Origin of the sequence: Parasphingorhabdus sp. SCSIO 66989 (genome assembly GCF_032852305.1) — a bacterium.
GTDB classification, from domain to species: Bacteria; Pseudomonadota; Alphaproteobacteria; order Sphingomonadales; family Sphingomonadaceae; genus Alterisphingorhabdus; species Alterisphingorhabdus coralli.
In genome coordinates, this window is record NZ_CP136594.1 from 2,946,918 (window position 1) to 2,965,757 (window position 18,840).

At 55.8% G+C, this 18,840-nt stretch carries 21 protein-coding genes and 1 riboswitch; of the genes, 11 read left to right on the plus strand and 10 right to left on the minus strand.

Annotated features, from left to right (window positions below; genetic code table 11):
• Positions 1 to 12: 12 nt before the first annotated feature.
• Positions 13 to 1,197: an efflux RND transporter periplasmic adaptor subunit gene (locus RB602_RS13735; RefSeq protein ID WP_317081294.1), complete on the minus strand. Its 1,185-nt coding sequence runs from the start codon at positions 1,195 to 1,197 to the stop codon at positions 13 to 15.
• A gap of 472 nt (positions 1,198 to 1,669) precedes the next feature.
• On the minus strand, positions 1,670 to 2,503 hold the full coding sequence (locus tag RB602_RS13740) for an IS5 family transposase (protein WP_317080037.1): 834 nt from the start codon (positions 2,501 to 2,503) through the stop codon (positions 1,670 to 1,672).
• Between the two features lie 129 nt (positions 2,504 to 2,632).
• On the opposite strand from RB602_RS13740, the gene RB602_RS13745 reads away from it, so the two are divergent.
• On the plus strand, positions 2,633 to 3,130 hold the full coding sequence (locus RB602_RS13745; RefSeq protein WP_317081295.1) for an SMI1/KNR4 family protein: 498 nt from the start codon (positions 2,633 to 2,635) through the stop codon (positions 3,128 to 3,130).
• Between the two features lie 217 nt (positions 3,131 to 3,347).
• Here the strand turns inward: RB602_RS13745 and RB602_RS13750 are convergent, their stop codons facing one another.
• From RB602_RS13750 to crtY, 4 genes are all read right to left on the minus strand, one after another.
• The gene (locus RB602_RS13750) at positions 3,348 to 4,304 is read right to left on the minus strand and encodes a phytoene/squalene synthase family protein (RefSeq protein WP_317081297.1); all 957 of its coding nucleotides are present in this window, start codon (positions 4,302 to 4,304) and stop codon (positions 3,348 to 3,350) included.
• A gap of 11 nt (positions 4,305 to 4,315) precedes the next feature.
• Positions 4,316 to 4,897 (minus strand): LOG family protein, encoded by a 582-nt coding sequence (locus RB602_RS13755; protein ID WP_317081299.1) that lies wholly within the window; start codon positions 4,895 to 4,897, stop codon positions 4,316 to 4,318.
• A 295-nt stretch (positions 4,898 to 5,192) separates the two neighbouring features.
• Positions 5,193 to 6,671 (minus strand): phytoene desaturase, encoded by a 1,479-nt coding sequence (locus RB602_RS13760; protein ID WP_317081300.1) that lies wholly within the window; start codon positions 6,669 to 6,671, stop codon positions 5,193 to 5,195.
• A 19-nt stretch (positions 6,672 to 6,690) separates the two neighbouring features.
• A complete protein-coding gene (crtY, locus tag RB602_RS13765) occupies positions 6,691 to 7,842 on the minus strand; it encodes a lycopene beta-cyclase CrtY (protein WP_317081302.1) in 1,152 nt (383 codons plus the stop codon).
• Between the two features lie 398 nt (positions 7,843 to 8,240).
• Between crtY and RB602_RS13770 the strand changes: the two genes are divergently transcribed.
• From RB602_RS13770 to RB602_RS13815, 10 genes are all read left to right on the plus strand, one after another.
• Positions 8,241 to 8,990 (plus strand): sterol desaturase family protein, encoded by a 750-nt coding sequence (locus RB602_RS13770; RefSeq protein ID WP_317081304.1) that lies wholly within the window; start codon positions 8,241 to 8,243, stop codon positions 8,988 to 8,990.
• 47 nt (positions 8,991 to 9,037) lie between these two features.
• Positions 9,038 to 9,511, plus strand: a complete 474-nt coding sequence (locus RB602_RS13775) for a DUF2141 domain-containing protein (RefSeq protein ID WP_317081306.1) — start codon at positions 9,038 to 9,040, stop codon at positions 9,509 to 9,511.
• A gap of 208 nt (positions 9,512 to 9,719) precedes the next feature.
• On the plus strand, positions 9,720 to 10,664 hold the full coding sequence (locus RB602_RS13780) for a MipA/OmpV family protein (RefSeq protein ID WP_317081308.1): 945 nt from the start codon (positions 9,720 to 9,722) through the stop codon (positions 10,662 to 10,664).
• Positions 10,665 to 10,782: 118 nt separating this feature from the next.
• A complete protein-coding gene (locus tag RB602_RS13785) occupies positions 10,783 to 11,859 on the plus strand; it encodes a MipA/OmpV family protein (protein WP_317081310.1) in 1,077 nt (358 codons plus the stop codon).
• Between the two features lie 143 nt (positions 11,860 to 12,002).
• Entirely contained in the window at positions 12,003 to 12,419 is a 417-nt protein-coding gene (locus tag RB602_RS13790; RefSeq protein WP_317081312.1) for a hypothetical protein, read from the plus strand.
• Between the two features lie 190 nt (positions 12,420 to 12,609).
• Entirely contained in the window at positions 12,610 to 14,154 is a 1,545-nt protein-coding gene (locus RB602_RS13795; RefSeq protein ID WP_317081315.1) for a flavin-containing monooxygenase, read from the plus strand.
• Positions 14,155 to 14,199: 45 nt separating this feature from the next.
• A riboswitch (TPP riboswitch) is annotated at positions 14,200 to 14,309 on the plus strand.
• Between the two features lie 55 nt (positions 14,310 to 14,364).
• Positions 14,365 to 16,311, plus strand: coding sequence for a phosphomethylpyrimidine synthase ThiC (gene thiC, locus RB602_RS13800; protein WP_317081317.1), 1,947 nt, complete (start codon positions 14,365 to 14,367; stop codon positions 16,309 to 16,311).
• A 75-nt stretch (positions 16,312 to 16,386) separates the two neighbouring features.
• Positions 16,387 to 16,611: a DUF4160 domain-containing protein gene (locus RB602_RS13805; RefSeq protein WP_317084564.1), complete on the plus strand. Its 225-nt coding sequence runs from the start codon at positions 16,387 to 16,389 to the stop codon at positions 16,609 to 16,611.
• Positions 16,595 to 16,855, plus strand: coding sequence for a DUF2442 domain-containing protein (locus RB602_RS13810; protein WP_317081319.1), 261 nt, complete (start codon positions 16,595 to 16,597; stop codon positions 16,853 to 16,855). Before RB602_RS13805 ends, RB602_RS13810 begins: the two co-directional genes overlap by 17 nt.
• Positions 16,856 to 16,887: 32 nt before the next feature.
• A complete protein-coding gene (locus RB602_RS13815; RefSeq protein ID WP_317081321.1) occupies positions 16,888 to 17,046 on the plus strand; it encodes a hypothetical protein in 159 nt (52 codons plus the stop codon).
• Positions 17,047 to 17,072: 26 nt separating this feature from the next.
• Here the strand turns inward: RB602_RS13815 and RB602_RS13820 are convergent, their stop codons facing one another.
• From RB602_RS13820 to RB602_RS13835, 4 genes are all read right to left on the minus strand, one after another.
• Positions 17,073 to 17,270: a hypothetical protein gene (locus tag RB602_RS13820; protein WP_317081323.1), complete on the minus strand. Its 198-nt coding sequence runs from the start codon at positions 17,268 to 17,270 to the stop codon at positions 17,073 to 17,075.
• Between the two features lie 95 nt (positions 17,271 to 17,365).
• On the minus strand, positions 17,366 to 17,854 hold the full coding sequence (locus tag RB602_RS13825) for a hypothetical protein (RefSeq protein ID WP_317081325.1): 489 nt from the start codon (positions 17,852 to 17,854) through the stop codon (positions 17,366 to 17,368).
• The gene (locus tag RB602_RS13830) at positions 17,854 to 18,306 is read right to left on the minus strand and encodes a helix-turn-helix domain-containing protein (protein ID WP_317081326.1); all 453 of its coding nucleotides are present in this window, start codon (positions 18,304 to 18,306) and stop codon (positions 17,854 to 17,856) included. The genes RB602_RS13825 and RB602_RS13830 overlap by 1 nt, the downstream gene beginning before the upstream one ends.
• Complete coding sequence (locus RB602_RS13835) at positions 18,303 to 18,533, minus strand: hypothetical protein (protein WP_317081328.1); 231 nt, start codon at positions 18,531 to 18,533, stop codon at positions 18,303 to 18,305. Before RB602_RS13835 ends, RB602_RS13830 begins: the two co-directional genes overlap by 4 nt.
• Positions 18,534 to 18,840 lie beyond the last annotated feature (307 nt).

Here is an 18,840-nt window from a genome sequence, read left to right on the forward strand (position 1 = left end):
CTGTAGCGGCGATCACTGCCCGGCCCCGCTTGCCGCTTTGGCTGCAGAGGCCTTGGCCGCAGAAGCCTTAGGGCGCGCCGATTTGGCCACCGCCACCAGATCGCCCGAATGAACATCCTGATGCCCGGTAACGATGATGCGCTCGCCCGGCTTCAGCCCGGTATTGATCGTGATCCGGTCATCCAGCACATTGCCTATACTTACATTACGCGCCTCGGCTTTCAGCGCCTTTTGGCCACCCTCGGCCTTCACCTCTTTCAGCACATAGACAAAGCCCTCATCGGCGCGCACATCGAACAGCGCCTCGGGCGGTATGGTCATCTGGTTAGAGACCCGTGTCTTCGGCATGGTGACATAGGCGGTGCCGATCTGGCCTGAACGCAGGCCGGGATTGGCGGGCAGCGCAAAGCTGACGGTGAAGGTGCCCGAAAGCGTATCGGCACGGCCATCAATATCGCGGATCTGCGCCTCAATCTCTTCATTGCCGAGCGCGGCGAGACGGATTTTCGCGGGCATGCCGATGCTGAGCTCGGCAACATCGCTGTCAATTACCGGCACCTCAAACACCATGCCGCGCGCCGCTTCGCCCAGGATCAATACCGCCGTGCCCGGCTGGACAATCTGCCCCGGCTCCGCATTGCGCGCCAGGATGACGCCGCTGGAAGGCGCGATAATCTGGGAGGTTTCGCGGGCAAATCCGGCCGAGCTGACCGCCGCGCGCGCCGCCTTGGCCGCCGCTTCGGACTGGTCGAGCCGGGCGCGTGTCACCCAGCCCTGGTCAAACAGCTTGGCAATGCGGCCATATTCCGCCTCGGCCCGCTCCAGCTCGGCGCGCGCACTGGCAAGGTCTGCGGTGACGGTGGTGGTATCGAGCGATGCCAGCAATTCGCCACGCTTGACGCTCTCGCCCGCGACATAGCGGATGGAAGCGATCTTGCCCGGTGTAGTAAACCCCAGCGAGGTCTCCGCCAGATAGCGCACCGTGCCCGCCGCTTCGAGCACGCGAGTGGTATCGGCAATCTGGACGGCGGTGGTGGTGACCTCAGGACGCGGCTGCTCCTTAGCATCATCCTCTTCGGCCCCGCCACCGCATGCCGAGAGCATCAGCAAAGCCCCGGCCAGCGCCAGCCGCCCGCCAAGCGAGCCCGACAGCAGCCCGGTCTGTTTTCTCTGCCTAATAATGGATAATCGCCTCACCTGTAGTCCCTGCTGCATCAAACGCATTGCATGCTATATAGTTGCAGGACTTTTCGCAATACTAGTTGCAATGTGCAACTTAAAAATCGTGCTGGTGGTGGGCGATGGCGAAAAGGCCCCAACTGTCAGGCGCGCTTGACAAAGGTTACAAAGGTTCCGCTCGCGAGGCGCGGAAAGCGGTGCCTGGGTTGGAGATAGCCAACAGTGTTGGGGTGTTGGAGATGCGAGGCTTTACAAGCCATAAGTGAGAATAGAGCCGGGGTGACAATAGCAGTTGGCCGTGCTGTAGGACAGAAGACGCTGCGGCGTTATGTGGGAACAACGGTAATGCGGGATTGGGGTAATTCGGGGACAGTTTGTTAGCACGCCGGTCTCTTTAAGAACCATAGGAGCAAAAACTGTCCCCGGATTACCCTTGCACCGCCCTTTCGACAGATAAGTTGGGGATTTGAGAGCCTGATTCGAAAGTATCTCAAGCATAACAGTATTTTGCGGTTCTTCGTATAATCATACGGATGGAAGCGATGAGCGCCCATGCGGTTGAGCTTTCGATGGATGTTTCCCAGTCTTTGGCGAGGCGTCGGCATCGCCCTAGCCATGCGAAGGTGCGTTCGACGACCCATCGGCGTGGCAGGGCTTGAAAGCCCTTGGTGTGATCGGAGCGCTTGATGATTTCCATGGTCCACGCCCCCATGCCAGCCAACGTAACCCCCAGTTTTTGCCCTGCATATCCTCCGTCAGCAAAGACGTGTCGCAACCAGGGGAAGCGGTGGCGAGTTGCCGCCAGCACATCGACAGCCCCGTCACGGTCTTGAATATCGGCACTGTGGACGAGGACGAAGATCAGGAACCCGCATGTGTCGGTTATGATGTGCCGCTTCCTGCCTTTCACCTTCTTGCCCGCGTCATAACCCGATATTCCACCGCTCTCGGTGGTTTTCACGCTCTGGCTGTCGATCACGCCAGCACTGGGCGAGGCTTCGCGCCCCTCGATCTCGCGCAGGTTCATCACCAGCACCATGTTGAGCGTATCGAACAGGCCAGTGTCCCGCCATGCGTAGAAATAGCGCCGTACCGTCGACACTGGCGGAAAACACTTGGGCAGCAACCTCCATGCACATCCGGCAGAGGCAATATAGAGCAGCGCATTGACCACCTCGCGCATATCCGCCGTCCGCGGCCGACCACCACGCCTCGCCGGGGGAATGAACGGCTCCAGCAACATCCACTCCCTATCCGTCATATCCGATGGATATCGCAAACCTTCCCGGCTATGCTCAGCCCGGGCAATACCAGTCCATGCCATGCTTCACTCCTACTCTTCGCAAAGCAGGTGTGAATCACAAATGGCTGGTATTGTTCAATAACTTTCGGATCAGGCTCTGAGCTGTCACTGTAATTCGACGGAGATACTGGAAAGAAAGGGCTAAAGACTTTGACTGATAGAAATCTAATTTTGGAAGCTATCAATGAAATTGACAATTCTGTTTTTGATAGGCCTTTTTTAAATGCAAAATTCTCTGTGTCTGAGGATGACATCAAAGAGGTAGAAAGATCTATTTCCATATCTTTTCCACTATCCTATCGAATGTTTTTGAATTTTTTCGGCAGTGGTGAATTCAGAGGAATGGAAATACGCGGCCTTGTGCCGAATAAACTGTTTCAGGATACTAGTAGTAGTGCACTAACGCTAAATCGTAATCTACAAAGAGATTTCGATTTTCCTGATGATTTATTCGCCTTTGAAAACCATGATGGAGATGCTGTTTCGTGCCTGATGTTATCTTGGATAGAGGATGGCGAATGCCCGGTAATACTGTGGGACCATAGCGAGAGTTACGAACGGCAGTTAGCGAGACCTCACATCTTGGCAGAGTCTTTCGGCGCGTATTTCTTGCATAAGGTGCGTGAGTTGATTGCAGAATTAGACTGACGATACATCTTCACCAGTATGGCTCCATATGGGTTACGGTGACAAGGGTTACGAATTATGGTGACAATTTTAAATTACGGTGACAGTTTACCCAATCCCTAAATTCTCGAGAGGAAGACGCAGGGGAATTCGGGGACAGTTTTTGAGAGCTTCGGTCGCGTTTGAGCGCATTCGCCATGAAACTATCCCCGAATTCCGCCTAAAGACCCCAACAAACCTAACGATGCGGCCGCGTCCATAACCCCTTACGCGCCTCCGCATCCGCATTAGGCCGTGGCGGTTGGGTTGCGCGCCAGCAGCTGCGGATGATCCAGCCGAGTTTCGCCATGCTGGTGGTGACCGTGCGGTGGTCCCAGGCGCTTTGCCCGCGGGCGCGGACTTCGCGGGCGATATCGCCATAAATGCCTGCCGCTGCCAGCACCGCCCAGCGGGCGCGATAGGGCAGCTTGCGCGCGCCGATCCGCGCCGAGGCTTCATAGCGTTCTGAATTGTCCGCCAGCCGCTTGGCCAATCGGGTCAGCCCCTCACGAAAGGGCGGCTTCATATGCTGGCCGGGCGGAATATCCATTTCCGCCAGCCAGTCCATCGGCAGATAACAGCGTCCGACACTGTCATCCTCCTCAATATCCCGGGCAATATTGGCGAGCTGAAACGCCATGCCGAGATCACAGGCGCGATCCAGCGTCGCCTCATCCTGCGGATCGACGCCCATAACAATCGCCATCATGCAGCCAACGGCGCCGGCGACATGGTAGCAATATTGGTAAAGATCATCCTCGCTGCGCGGGCGCCATTCGGCGACATCGAGCGCGAAGCCGTCAATCACATCTTCGGCATAAGGCTTTGGAATGCCACATTCCTGCACCACCACGCCGAGACAATCAAAAGAAGCCTCTCCCGTCGGCTCGCCGCGAAACGCCATCGCGGTGCGCTCGCGAATATAGGCGAGCCGCGCCTCGGCATCATCGACCTCTTTCATGCCATGGCCAAGATCCTGCCCATCGGCGAGATCATCGCATTTGCGGCACCAGGCATAGAGCAACCAAGCCCGTTCGCGCGTCTCCTGATCGAACAACCGGCTGGCAATGGAGAAGGAGCGTGAGCCCTTGCCGATCACGGTAAAGGCATGGGCCACCAGTTCCTGTCGGTTAAAGCGGGATCGCGGCGCGTGCATAAGCCAATTCTTTAAAGGTCTTTGGTCTGCATCGCAAAGATTGTCTGGATCGGCTGATAATGCGCCATCTTGTCGACCAGACCATGGATCGTCGCATCGACCTGCAAAATGCCGCGATGCTGGGGACGAACAAAGCCGACCGCACCCATATGCTCGTTAAACGCGATCAGATGGTCATAATAGCCCGCGATATTGAGCAGGCCGACGGGTTTCTGGTGATAGCCCAGCTGGGCCCAGCTGATCGCTTCCCACAGCTCGTCCATCGTGCCAACGCCGCCGGGAAGGTTGATAAAACCGTCGGACATATCGGTGAACAGCTTTTTGCGCTCATGCATACCGGGGACCACGTGCAGCTCAGAGCACCCGCGATGCGCGACCTCGGCCTCGACCAACGCTTCGGGAATCACCCCGATGACCTTGCCCCCCGCCTGTAGTGCGCTATCGGCCACCGCGCCCATCAGGCCCAGCCTGCCGCCGCCATAAACCACGGTAATCCCGCGCTCGGCAAGCACCTGACCGACCTGTTTGGCGGTTTCGATATAGACCGGATCGGAAGGGGTGGCAGAGCCACAATAAACGGCGAGGGATTTCACTTTAAGTCCTGTATCATCAGAGTCGAACCGCGCCTCTCTAGCGGCTCATGTACAGCTTGTCGAAGGGGTTTCCTATGTGTTGGCAAACACCCGCTCTTTCCGTCGGCCCCGCGCAGGCGGGGCGAGGGCTTTTTTGACTCACACAAAGACACAAAGCCGCGAAGAGCTACCACCAAGAAGCCGTCTTTGTGCCTTAGTGGCTTTGTGTGAAATAGAATTTTAGCTTCGGCTTCGCCGACTATATCCTGAGCGTCTGCTGCAAGCAGTCAGTCGAAGGGAGGCGTACTTCTTTTAATCAAACCATATCCGCAATCATCAAATCCGCCGTTGCTTTCGCACTGCCCACAACCCCCGGTATCCCCGCCCCCGGATGCGTTCCGGCGCCGACAAAATAGAGATTGTTGATCACATCATCGCGGTTATGGGTGCGGAAAAAGGCGCTTTGGGTCAATACCGGTTCCAGGCTGAAGGCACTGCCCAGATGCGCATTCAAATCGCGGCCAAAATCGGCGGGCGTATAGTGGAATTTGGTGACCACCCGCTCATGAATATCGGGGATCAGGCGGCGACCGATTTCATCGAGAATGCGATCCGCCAGCTTTGGCCCTTCCTTCTCCCAGTCAATCGGCAATTTGCCCTGATGCGCGACCGGTGCCAGCGCATAGAAGGTGCTGTGCCCTTCCGGCGCCATGCCCGGATCAGTGACGGTCGGGTGATGCAGATAGAGCGAGAAATCCTCGGGCAAGACGCCGTTGGTATAAATATCATCAAGCAGACCCTTATAGCGCGGGCCGAACAGGATCATATGGTGCGGGATGCCGGGCCAGGTGCCTTTCAGGCCAAAATGCAGCACGAACAGCGACGGCGAGAATTTCTTGCGCGAAAGCGCCCTCGCCGCCTTTTTGCCGCGCGGATTATCGCTCAGCAAATCACGATAGCTGTGCATGATATCGGCATTGGTGGCGACGGCATCGAATGTCTGTTCGCCATGCGCCTCGGTCACCACGCCGGTGGCGCGGTCGCCCTTTGTGGTGATCTGCTGGATCGGCGTGGACAGATGCATAGTGCCGCCAATCCGCTCAAAATGGCGCACCATCCCGGCGATGAGCTGGTTGGTGCCGCCCTTGGCGAACCAGACACCGCCCGCCTTTTCCAGCTTGTGGATCAAGGTGTAAATGGCGCTTGTCTGCATCGGATGACCGCCGACCAGCAAGGTGTGAAAGGACAGCGCCTCGCGCAGCTTCTCGCTCTTCACATAGGAGGAAACGATGGAATAGACCGAGCGCCAGGCCTGAAACTTCATCAGCCCCGGTGCCGCCTTGATCATCGAGGTGAAGTCGAGAAACGCCTTTGTGCCGAGCTTCAAATAACCTTCATCATGCACGCCCTCGCTATATTTGAGGAAACGCTCATAGCCCGCGACATCATCGGGGTTGAGCTTGGCGATTTCGGCGCGCAGTTGCTCATCATCATTGGAATAATCAAAATTGCTGCCATCGGGCCAGTTGAGGCGGTAAAACGGCATCACCGGGACCAGATCGACATCTTCTGAGATATCGTGCCCGGTCAATTCCCAAAGCTGTTTGAGGCATGGCGGATCGGTGATCACTGTCGGCCCGGCGTCAAAAATAAAGCCGTCCTTGTTCCAGTGATAGGCACGGCCACCCGGCTTGTCGCGGCCTTCAAAAACGGTGGTCTGGATGCCCGCCGATTGTAACCGTATTGCTAGCGCCAGACCGCCAAAGCCTGCGCCGATAACCGCTGCTGTTGTCATGCAAAATTCCCCGCCGCTTTCAGGAGAAAAGCGCCTTTATCGCCCGGCTTATCGGCATCGGTGGTTCGCCCGTCAAGATGCGTGCCTTGTCATAGCGTGTTGACTGGCCTGCATAAAATCGCTCGATCAGCTTTTCAGACAGGCCATAAAAGCGCTGGAACACGCCATAGCGCTGATCGGGCTCGGCACCGATAAACAGGAATTTGCCAAGCAGACGATAATACCAGCCTTGCCGCCAGTGCTTTGCGGCGAAATCGCTACTCGCCCGGGCCAGGCTGGCACTGTCGAGCGTGTCCAGTGCCGAGATATGCATGGCAAAGCGCACCGCATCGGGCAGTGAATAGCTGGTGAGGCAATGGAACAGCCCGGCGCGCGATCCGGCTAGCGCGACGCCATTTTCATTGTCCTTGCGGAAGCGCTTGTAATCGCCCTTGAACACCACCGGCAAAACGCCCTTTTCCTCGCGCAGGACATTCTTGACCTTCCAGCCCTGTTCATCGGCATATTGCGCAATACGCTGGCGCAAGATGCGCGGATCAAGCTTGCTGCCATCGCTATAATAGGTATCCTCGACAAACACCTCGGTCGGGCTGAAGGGCAGGCAATAGACAAAGCGATAGCCATCGCGCTGTTCCACCGTGGCATCCATGACAATCGGATGCTCCAGCCCATGCGGCTCCTCGCATTCGAGCAATTGCCCGGTAAATTTCTGCCAGCCGCATGTCAGTGCATCGACATTGCCACCGCCGCGCGCATCAATGACGCCTGCCGCCTCGATCCGTGTGCCATCGGCGAGTTCGACGCTGGTTTCGTCATGGCTGACCACGCTGGCATTAGTGAGATATTGATCCGCCGGGATTTTCTCGCGAATGACTGTGTCGAAATGGTCGGAGAGGATCGAGTGATAACGGCTGCCCAGTGTGCGTTTCAGCTTGGGGAAGCGCACGCTATATTCATTCCAGTCATAACAGATGAGCGGATCGACCAGCCATTTGGCGTCATCGGGAATATCATTGGCGAAGAAGGACCAGACATGATCGCCGCCAAAGGTCTCGGCCTCTTCGATCAGCAGCAACCGCACATCGGGCTGCCGCTTAGCCAGCGCCATAGCGAGGAGACCACCGGCAAGACCGCCGCCCAATATAGCCAGATCACAATTTTTGACGCTCATAGATATCCTTGTCGCAAGGCTATATTGCAGCGCAGCGCCAGGTTACAAGGGTGGAACCATTATTAACCCGGTTTAATATCGCAAATTCGTCAGAGTTGTCATTTGATAGCATAGCTACTTATCTCGTCGGCCCCGCGCAGGCGGGGCCAGGGCTTTCTTGTATGACTCACACAAAGACACAAAGACGCGAAGAGATCGCATCAAGAACAAACCCTTCGTGCCTTAGTGGTTTTGTGTGAAATAGAATTTTAGCCTTGGCCCCGCCTGCGCGGGGCCGACGAAAACTGAAACAAAGCTATAATTAGCTACTAACCATCAAATTCGGCATAAGCAGTTACCGCGCTTTGACACGAAAAGCCTTTCGATTTGGCCACCAATCAGGCTAGAGGGATGTCCCAATGATTAAGGCCCCGCTTTTCATATCTCTGCTGGCCATGACCGGCATCATTGCTGTGCGCTATCTCGCCGCCAGCTGCTTCTTCGCCTGGGTGACAAGCAAGATACGCCCCGGCCAGTACAGCAAACAAAGCAAGCAGATCCGCAAGGAAATCTACTGGTCACTTATGTCCGCAGCGATATACGGCATCCCGGCGGGATTTGTTGGCTGGGGCTGGCAGCATCATGGTTGGACGCAGATTTATGAAGACTTCTCCGCCATGCCGCTCTGGTATGCACCGCTATCCATCCTACTCTATCTGCTGGCACATGACACATGGTTCTACTGGACCCATCGCTGGATGCACCAGCCGAAATGGTTCCGCATCGCCCATGCGGTGCATCACGAAAGCCGCCCGCCCACGGCATGGGCCGCGATGAGCTTTCATCCGATCGAGGCGGTCACCGGCGCTATTGTTATCCCGCTTCTGGTCTTCATCATCCCGATCCATGTCGGCATGTTGGGCATCGTATTGGCGATCATGACGATTATGGGCGTCACCAATCATATGGGCTGGGAACTCTTTCCGCGCTGGTTGGTTCATGGACAGTTAGGAAAATGGGTGATAACGGCCAGCCACCATGAACGGCATCATCAGGCCTATAATTGCAATTATGGGCTGTATTTCCGGCATTGGGATCGTCTATGCGGCACCGACCAGGGCCTTGGGGATTGGGCCAAAAAGCGTGTTGGACGAAGCTCTGCTGCCTGAAATAGCGCGGTGCTTGGGTCGCCAAACAGTATTCAAGTGGGGAAAATATGACATCATTTCTGGTAGCGGCGCTAAGGTCGCATCGCTTTGGCAACACCGTCAAAGCTGGACTTGCGCTGGCTGTGACGCCTTTGCTCGGTGGTGCCGCACCATTATGCAACCTGCATATCGATATTGATAATCTGCGTTCAACCAAGGGTCTGGTGCAGCTTTGTCTTACCGCCGATCAACGCCATTTTCCCGATTGCGATGATGACCCGAATGCGCGCCGCCTGACCGTCAAGGCCAGTTCTGGCCAAGCGGTTTTCTCCAACCTGCCCTCAGGCGACTATGCCATCGCCATCGTCCATGATGAAAATGGCAACTCGCGGCTCGACAAATTTGCCGGTATCCCGCGCGAGGGCATTGGCTTTTCGCGTAACCCGAAATTCACCTTCGGCCCGCCAAAGTTCCGCAAGGCGTTGTTCACAGCCTCGCAAAGCGCAAACCATGAGCGTATAAGAGTGAAATATTATCTCTGATACACGCGTGATACACACGTTCATCGGGCAATAATCTTCACATCCATATAGGCGCTTGGCAGGCGGATTTCGTCGGTTTATCGAGAATATTTGCGATTCCGTCCCAAGTTATTGAACGCTGCGTAAAGTAACTCTAAAGGCTATCGCAAACGCACGCCCAGTATGGATTCGGAGGGCATTTTTGCCTGCATATCGGAAAATTTCCCCATTGATATCTCTGCACGCGCTTGCACTGGCGTTGCCGCTCGCCCTTTGGTCACACGGCCCGGCGCAAGCGCAGGAGGCGGAGGTTGCCACCGATGTGCAAGATGGCACTGCTCCGGTTGTTGCAGCCGCCGCTGGCTTGGGCAAAACAGCGATAAACGATGCCTCAGCCGATCAGCAGGACAATATCTTTGACGGCGACTATATCACTCTGGGCGTTGGTGCGCTGTATAGCCCCAGCTTTCAGGGCTCCGATGACTATGCTGTATTTCCCGCACCAGCCGTTGTCGGACGCATTGAAGGCATTAATTTTGTCAGCCGTGGCACCGGCATTTCCGCTGATCTGTGGACCAATGAAGAACGACGCAATGTTGACGTTATCCTGGGTCCGGTGGCCCGGCTACGCTTTGACCGCACCTCGCTGGGAAGCATCAATGATCCGGTGATTGAGACACTGGGCGATGTTGACCTGCCGCTCGAGCTGGGCATCAGCGCCGGGGTACAGCTCTCCAATGTGCTCACCCCTGTCGACACAATCGCGGCGGCTATCGAGGTCAAGCATGATGTTGTCGGCGCACATAATGGCCTGATCATTACCCCCAATATCACCTATTTTACCGCGCTCAGCCAAGGCGTGGTGGTCAGCGCCACGATATCAGGTGAAATTGTCAATGATGACTTCGCCGACACCTATTTCAGTATCGATGCCGCCGACAGCCTCGCCAGCGGCCTGCCGGTTTATCAGGCCGAGGGCGGTCTGAAAAACATCACCAGCCTGCTGCTTGTCGGCTTTGATCTTGATGGCAATCTCGCCAATGGCGGCTTCGCACTCTTCGGTGCGGTCAGCTATCAGCGCATATTGGGCGATACCCGCGACAGCCCGATTATTAGCGTCAGAGGTGACGCTGACCAATATGTCGGCGCTATTGGCATTGGATATACTTTCTGAAGTTCTCACAAACAAAAAATGTTAGGGAACCGTTTGTTCAGCAGTTAGTTATTGAACGGAGCGTAAGCGAACCCCAATCGAAGTCATCCTCATTCCCCACAATATAAGGATTTCAACCATGGCCCTTTCGAAGCCGAAGAATTTGCGTGGTCCAAAGTTTAGCAAAAGTAGCAGCTATGTCGCCATTGCGGCTACTGCGCTCTGCATCACTAGCCCGGCTTTAGCCGAGGATGAAACAGCGCCCCCCGAATTTCAGCAGGATGAGACGATAACCCCGGTAAATGTTGCTGATACGGTCATGTTCGCGGATCAGTCTGCGGACCCAATCACCGGTCTAAATCCCGCCACGCTGGATGCCATGGCCAGCAAGGCCCAGCAGCAGGGTCCGCTGACCAAAGAAGAAATCGAAATGATGAAGAATCTGGCGACATCTGTGTTCGCCGGAGACTTTCTCACCATTGGTGCCGGTGTCGGCATGGTACCGAGCTATCAGGGGTCAGACAATTATGTCCTTTTCCCCGCGCCGCAAATTGTTGGCCAGGTTGACGGCTTTCAGTTCGCCGCTGTCGGCCCCGGCCTCTCGGTTGACCTGATCCGCGAAAAGCCGCTGGACCGGATCAACATCATCGCCGGTCCGCTGATCCGCGGTAACCTGAACCGGGTGATCCGCTCACAGATCAATGACCCGGTTGTCGAGGCACTGGGGGATCTGGATGTGGCGATTGAAGTCGGTGGCCGCTTTGGCGTGGGTATAACCGGTGTGCTCAGCCGCTTCGATACGCTCAGCTTCACCACCAATGTCGCCTTTGATGTCGCCGGCGCGCATGGCGGCATGGTCGTCACGCCATCAATCAACTATCGCCGCCCGATCGGGAAAGCGACCTTCTTCCGCGCCAGCGTCTCCACCGAATGGGCCGATGGTGACTATACTGATTATTATTTCGGTATTGATGGCGCAGGCAGCATCGCCAGCGGCCTGCCCACCTTTACTGGCGGTAGCGGCTTTAACAGCGTCTCGGGCAATATTCTGCTGACCCATGACCTATCCGGCAATGCTTTTGATGGCGGTTGGGGCGTCTTCGGACTGGTCAGCCTGAGCCGCCTGCGCGAAGATGCTGCCGCCTCCCCGATCACCAGCATCCGTGGTGACGCTGATCAGGCCATTCTTGCCGGCGGGGTGACCTATACGTTCTAGGTTCAGGACCAATTAAACAGCCCCTCAATCTAGGCCATTACTCTGTCCTGGATTGAAGCAGATGTGAACAGCCATGGACAGCCGCAATAAATCCTCGTAACCCGCAGTAAATAGAGTTTAGCGGGTGGGGACAGGCGCAAGTAATGGCGGAAAATTATAATCTGACAGCCTTGCTGGCACTTGCCTTTGGTGCCTATGCGCTGGCTGCGGGCTTTGGCATGTTGCGTCATCCGCGCTGGGGCATGGGCATGATTGACGAGTGCGAACGCTCGGCGGCGCTGCGTTTTCTCGTCGGTATTGTGGTCTTTGTTTTGGGGACAACACTGGTGCTGGTGCATCCCATGGGCGACCATTGGCTGTCCATCCTGATCACCGTGCTCGGCTGGATCATCCTTGTCGAAGGGCTGGTATTGCTCGCCTTTCCCGGCCTGATCTGGCCGATTGCCAAGGCGATGCTGGCCTCAAGCAACACCATCTATGCGCTGGCGGCCATGGCTATTGGTATATTCTTTATCGTCGCCGCCTTCACCACCGGATTGCCGTTGCCTGTCAAAGGATAATGCCGGTCTGATCGGCTTCGGGATGATGCGGCTCATCGGGCCATAAGTCATTCGCATAAGCCGCGGGCATTGGGACCAGCATCCGGTATTTGATCATCGTCAATGCCATTTGCTATCCTCCCTCTTAACAACCAACGCAGAATGATGAGTCGGAGCATATCGATTCACACAATATGGGAGAGGCAAAGATATGGCGCAGCAGGCAGAGTTACAGGAGCAGGTAGCCGATAATCATGTTGACGTACTGATTGTTGGTGCAGGGATATCAGGGATCGGCTCGGCCTATCATCTGCAGCAGCAATGCCCCGGCAAGAGCTACGCCATATTGGAGATGAAGGACAGTTTTGGCGGCACCTGGGAGACGCATAAATATCCCGGTGTCCGTTCGGATTCCGATCTCTATACCTTTGGCTATCGCTTCAAGCCCTGGGTCGGCGCACCCATCGCCAGTGGCGAAGAAATCCTGAAATATCTGGGCGAGGTGATCGAAGAGAACGGCATTGATCAGCATATCCATTATGGCCACCGTATCACTGCATGCAAATGGAGCAGCGCGGATAATCTGTGGACCATAGAAGCGACCCGATCGGACGGCACCGATACCGTCTTCACCGCCAATTTCCTGTGGATGTGCCAGGGCTATTATGACCATGAGAACCCCTATATCCCCGATTGGGAGGGCCTTTCCGACTATCAGGGTGATTTCATCCATGCGCAGCAATGGGACCCGGACTATGACTATGCGGGCAAGCGCATAGTGGTGATCGGATCGGGCGCGACAGCGGCGACGGTGATCCCTGCTTTTGCCGAAAAGGCGCAGCACGTCACCATGCTACAGCGCTCCCCCACCTATTTCTTCTGCAGCGAAAACAAAAATGAACTGGCGGATCGCTTGCGCGAAGTCGGCGTCGATGAGCCGACGGTTCATCGCTGCGTCCGCGCGCAGGTGATGTTTGATCAGGATGTCCTCACCCGCCGCGCGAAAGAGGAGCCGGATGTCGTGTTTGAGGAGTTGAAAGCGCTGATCCGCGAATTTACCGGCAAGCCCGATTTCGAATTTGAGCCGCATTTCACGCCGCGCTATCGTCCTTGGCAGCAGCGTCTTGCCTTTTGCCCCGAAGGCGATGTCTTCAAGGCGGCGGTTGATGGCAGGCTGACGGTCGTCACCGACACGATTGACCGCTTCACCGAAAAAGGCGTGCGCACCAGTTCGGGTGAAGAGCTTGAGGCGGACCTGATCGTCGCGACCACGGGTTTTCAGCTTTCGGTGATGGGCAATATTCCCTTTGAGGTCGATGGCGAGGCGGTCGACTGGCATGAGACGCTCACCTATCGCGGCATGATGTTCACCGATATCCCCAATCTCGCCTGGGTGATGGGCTATTTCCGCGCCAGCTGGACCTTGCGGGTCGACATGCTGGGCGATTTTGTCTGCCGCCTGCTCAACCATATGGACGCCAAGGGCGTACAACGGGTCAACGTCGCACCGCGCGCCGAAGATGCCGATATGCAACTCCTCGACTGGATGGATGAGGATGACTTCAACCCCGGCTATATGCAACGCGGCATGCACCTGATGCCCCGGCGCGGCGCGAAGCATGAGTGGATGCACAATCAGGACTATTGGGCCGAGAAGGACGAAATTCCGTATATTGACCTCGATGGCAGCGAGTTTCTCTATGACGGCAAACGCGCCAGCAGCGCGGCGGAACCGGAAGTAGCAGCGGCTGAATAGGCCCAACAACGCCATTGCCCATCCGTGTCTTTTCGCGTAAACCCATGCCATTCCCCGGGGGGCCTGTATGCGATGACAGGCTGAGAGCGGACCATCCGCGACCCGTTGAACCTGATCCGGCTAACACCGGCGGAGGGAGGGAGCGGTTTAAGCCTTAATACCCTTGGCCCAAAAACCGTCCTTGCTCCGCAACCTGATGGAGCAAGACATATGGCAGATATCCCCGCAAAGACCGAAGTCAACGTCACCACCGGACCCATTCGTGGCAGCCGCAAAATCCATGTCGCCTCGCGCGGTGAACATTGCGTCCCCGTGGCGATGCGCGAGATTGATCTGGAGCCCAGCAGCGGTGAGCCGCCGGTGCGCGTTTATGATACCTCAGGGCCATACACCGACCCCGATGCGCATATCGATATCATGGCCGGTCTGCCCGCCTTGCGCCGCGACTGGATTATGGGCCGCGAGGATGTCGAGGAATATGATGCCCGCGAAGTAAAGCCCGAGGATAATGGCCAGCTCGGCCCGGATCGCTCGGGCGGCGTGCGCCCCTTCCCCAATGTCGTCCAGCGGCCGTTGCGCGCCAAGTCCGGCATGAATGTCACCCAGATGCACTATGCCCGCAAAGGCATTATCACGCCGGAAATGGAATATGTCGCCGAGCGTGAAAATCTCGGCCGCGCCCAGATGAAGGACCACATCCGCGATGGCGAAGATTGGGGCGCTGCCATCCCCGATTTCGTCACGCCCGAATTTGTCCGCGATGAGGTCGCCAAGGGCCGCGCCATCATCCCCAACAATATCAACCACCCGGAATCCGAGCCGATGGCGATTGGCCGCAATTTCCTGGTCAAGATCAACGCCAATATCGGCAACAGCGCGGTCGCCAGCGACGTCGCCTCAGAGGTCGACAAGCTGGTCTGGGCCATCCGCTGGGGCGGCGACACGGTGATGGACCTTTCCACCGGGCGCAACATTCATGACACCCGCGAATGGATCATCCGCAACTCGCCCGTGCCCATCGGCACCGTGCCCATCTATCAGGCACTGGAAAAGGTCGGCGGTGTGGCCGAAGACCTGACCTGGGAGATTTTCCGCGATACCCTGATCGAACAGGCCGAACAGGGCGTTGATTATTTCACCATCCATGCCGGTGTGCGCCTGCCCTATGTGCCGCTGGCGGCGAAGCGCGTCACCGGCATTGTCAGCCGCGGCGGATCGATCATGGCGAAATGGTGCCTGGCGCACCACAAGGAGAGCTTCCTCTACGAGCATTTTGACGAGATCAGCGAAATCTGCGCCGCCTATGACATCGCCTATTCGCTCGGCGATGGCCTGCGCCCCGGCAGCATCGCCGATGCCAATGACGAGGCACAATTTGCCGAGCTCTACACGCTGGGCGAGCTGACCAAGCGCGCCTGGGCGCAGGATGTGCAGGTGATGATCGAGGGCCCCGGCCATGTGCCGATGCACAAGATCAAGGAGAATATGGAGAAGCAGCTTGAGGCCTGTGGCGAGGCGCCTTTCTACACCCTCGGCCCCCTCACCACCGATATTGCGCCCGGCTATGACCATATCACCTCGGCGATCGGCGCGGCGCAGATCGGCTGGTACGGCACCGCCATGCTCTGCTATGTCACGCCGAAGGAACATCTCGGCCTGCCCGACCGCGATGATGTGAAAGTCGGCGTCGTCACCTACAAACTCGCCGCCCACGCCGCCGACCTCGCCAAGGGCCACCCGGCTGCCAAGGTCCGCGACGATGCGCTGTCAAAGGCCCGCTTCGAATTCCGCTGGCGCGACCAGTTCAACCTATCGCTCGACCCGGATACGGCAGAGGATTATCACGACCAGACGCTACCCGCAGAAGGCGCGAAAACCGCCCATTTCTGCAGCATGTGCGGCCCGAAATTCTGCTCAATGAAAATCAGCCAGGAAGTGCGCGAGTTTGCAGCGAATAATCCCAATGGCGTGCTAGGCGACTCCCCCCTCCCGCCTGCGGGAGGGGCCGGGGGCGGGTTAGATGACTCACGCAAAGACGCAAAGACGCTAAGTGAAGGCGAGGCGCAAGCGGGCATGGAGGAGATGGCCAAAGTCTATAAGGACAAAGGACAGGAGCTGTATCTTCCGGCAGACGCCGTGGATAACGAAACACCATAAACCACCACATCTCGTCATGCCGAACTTGGTTCAGGATGACGAGTAAAAGGGGCTTAGGAGGTCGTCTTGCCAACCGTGCTGCGGATCAAAGGCTATCGCTTCTATTTCTATAGCCATGAGCCCAATGAGCCGCCGCATATTCATGTGGATGAGGGGAGCAACGCGCTAAAGGCCTGGCTGGAGCCGGTTTCACTGGCGCGCAATATCGGCTTTCGCCCGCATGAGATTAATGGCATATTGAAGCTGGTCGAGGAAAACCGCACCGCACTGCTGGAGGCATGGCATGAGCATTTTGGCTAAAGTCAGCGATGAACGCGTCGCCAATGTCCAATGCACCGATGACAGCCTGATCGTCGACCTGATGGACGGGCGGACCATATCGGTCCCTCTGGCATGGTATCCCCGCCTGCACAGCGCAACGCCCGAGCAACGCGATAACTGGGAAATAGCAGGCGGCGGCTATGGCATCCACTGGCCGGATATTGACGAGGATTTAAGCACCGAGGGCTTGCTCAGAGGAGCGCCAGCGCCGAGGGCTGGGTGAGTTTACTGTATTTAGTGAACTGTCACCATAGCTTGAAGATCAGCCAGGAAGTGCGCGAGTTTGCGGCGAATAATCCAAATGCCGAACTGGGCACCATCCCGACAAGCGCGAAAGAGGCGGCCCGGGGTATGGAGGAGATGAGCAAGCTGTATAAGGAGAAGGGTGAGAAGCTTTATTTGCCGGAAGAATGACTGAGGGGTTGCCCTCAGTCAAACGCTCAATCAGTACCAAAAAGATCACCCTGCGCGGGAGGAACATCAGGAAACTTTTTTCCAGTCATGACCTCAGAGACCCGTCCCTGATTAATGCCGAACATCGATGCGATCTGATGGTTGTAAAGGCCTTTATTAAGTTTCAAATAGCGGATTTTTGCAGCCATTTCACGTGTAACAGGCGGAGAAGACTTAGGTTTCATTTTTCAAGTTCCAACATAGTAGCACAAAGGATTTGTGCTTTCATATGCGGGAGTCATCCAATGTCTTCCGTTTGTCCTTTCCACATATCATGACTTTAGCCTTTCTTCTTGGGAGGAATATGTGCAGTAGATGCAATAGTAGGAAGCATAGGGAGGTTAAGATTTGCCTCAGAAGAAAAACGAGATACGAGCGCCCTAAAGTAAGGATAAGCCGCAAACATACCTACAGTGCGGCAAAAAGCTCTCGCCGCTTCTTCTTTGGCGCCTACCTTAGTGCGATAGAATACTGCATATTCAGCTGCGCATTTTGCTGCATGCTTACGGCCATCTTTAGCGGTGAAATGATATTCGAAGATTCCTGCTACACTTCCTCCGTCTCCGTTGAAAGAGCAGTGTAAAAGTTTCCAACCATATTCAAGTTTCCAGCTTTCCCTATTTTGGAGGCATTCGGGATTCAAGTTAAAAGCACTTTTTTGAAGTATAATACCTTCTAGAAGTGCGCTCTTAGCAACTTCATTATATTCGTCGGACGCGAACCCACTAGAAGGCGCTTGGGCAGCTACTTCTCTAGAAATGTCATTCATTACGCCGCGACCCCATATCTTGCATTGACATCTCGGGTGGCGGCCAGACTCAAGAAAACGTTATCGTTTGCGTGAACTGCGTCTTCACTCAAATCCAGCGCTTGGAGTTCGCACCACTCACCAGGCCGCTTCGAGCCCTCGGTTTCTGGAAACTCGGATCGTCCAGCAAGATAATGTTCAAGGCAATCTTCGGATCCCACGTATGATACGACCGCCTCTTCACCGAGGGCAAAAAGTGCCCTTGCCCAAAGCCTAATCGTGAAATTTTTGCATTCATCAGAAAAAAGCTGCGTGACACGCGAACGCGAAACACCCATTGCTCTCGCCAAATCAGCGCGTGTCATGTCCTTCTCGTTCAAAAGCTCCTGAAGAAGGCCTTGAGCTTCCACAACAAGCGCTTCCTCGGCAAAAATAAGCCGTTCATCCTGGTTGTTGCTGTGAGCCATAATCATTCCTTTTCTCTTTCTAGTTCATCAAGAAGCGCATCTGTGCGCTGCTTTGCACGATCCAAAATCGGGCCTGCTTTATCCTGTTTTTTGGCACCATCTGCATCGATAATTATAAATGTTCGCACTCCTTTTATTTTTTCTTCAAATCCGTAAAGGCGCACCTTGAAAACCTTAAACGCTTGAACCAGCTCTTTATGTTTAGATGTGCGACCTTCGTTTGTGTTCATCATCTGTGGCGTTAGCGGTTTGTTCCGGCACCACCTCTTAAAAACAGCCTTAAGCCTAGCTCTTGGCCTCGTTTCGAACTTCTTGAATTCCTTGTGAGCACGTTTTGAAATCACAATCCTAGAACCCGTACACGACTCGAGTTCAACGAACTCTTGAACCAATACCGAATCAGTCTTTCCGTGTACCATAAGTCACATTGTTAACATATCTATTAACACATACAACCGGTTTGATGCTACCTCATCAATACTATTCGAGTCATAAGTAGGACAGTGAAAACCAGGCTTGATAGTGGAATCTTGGCCCTTG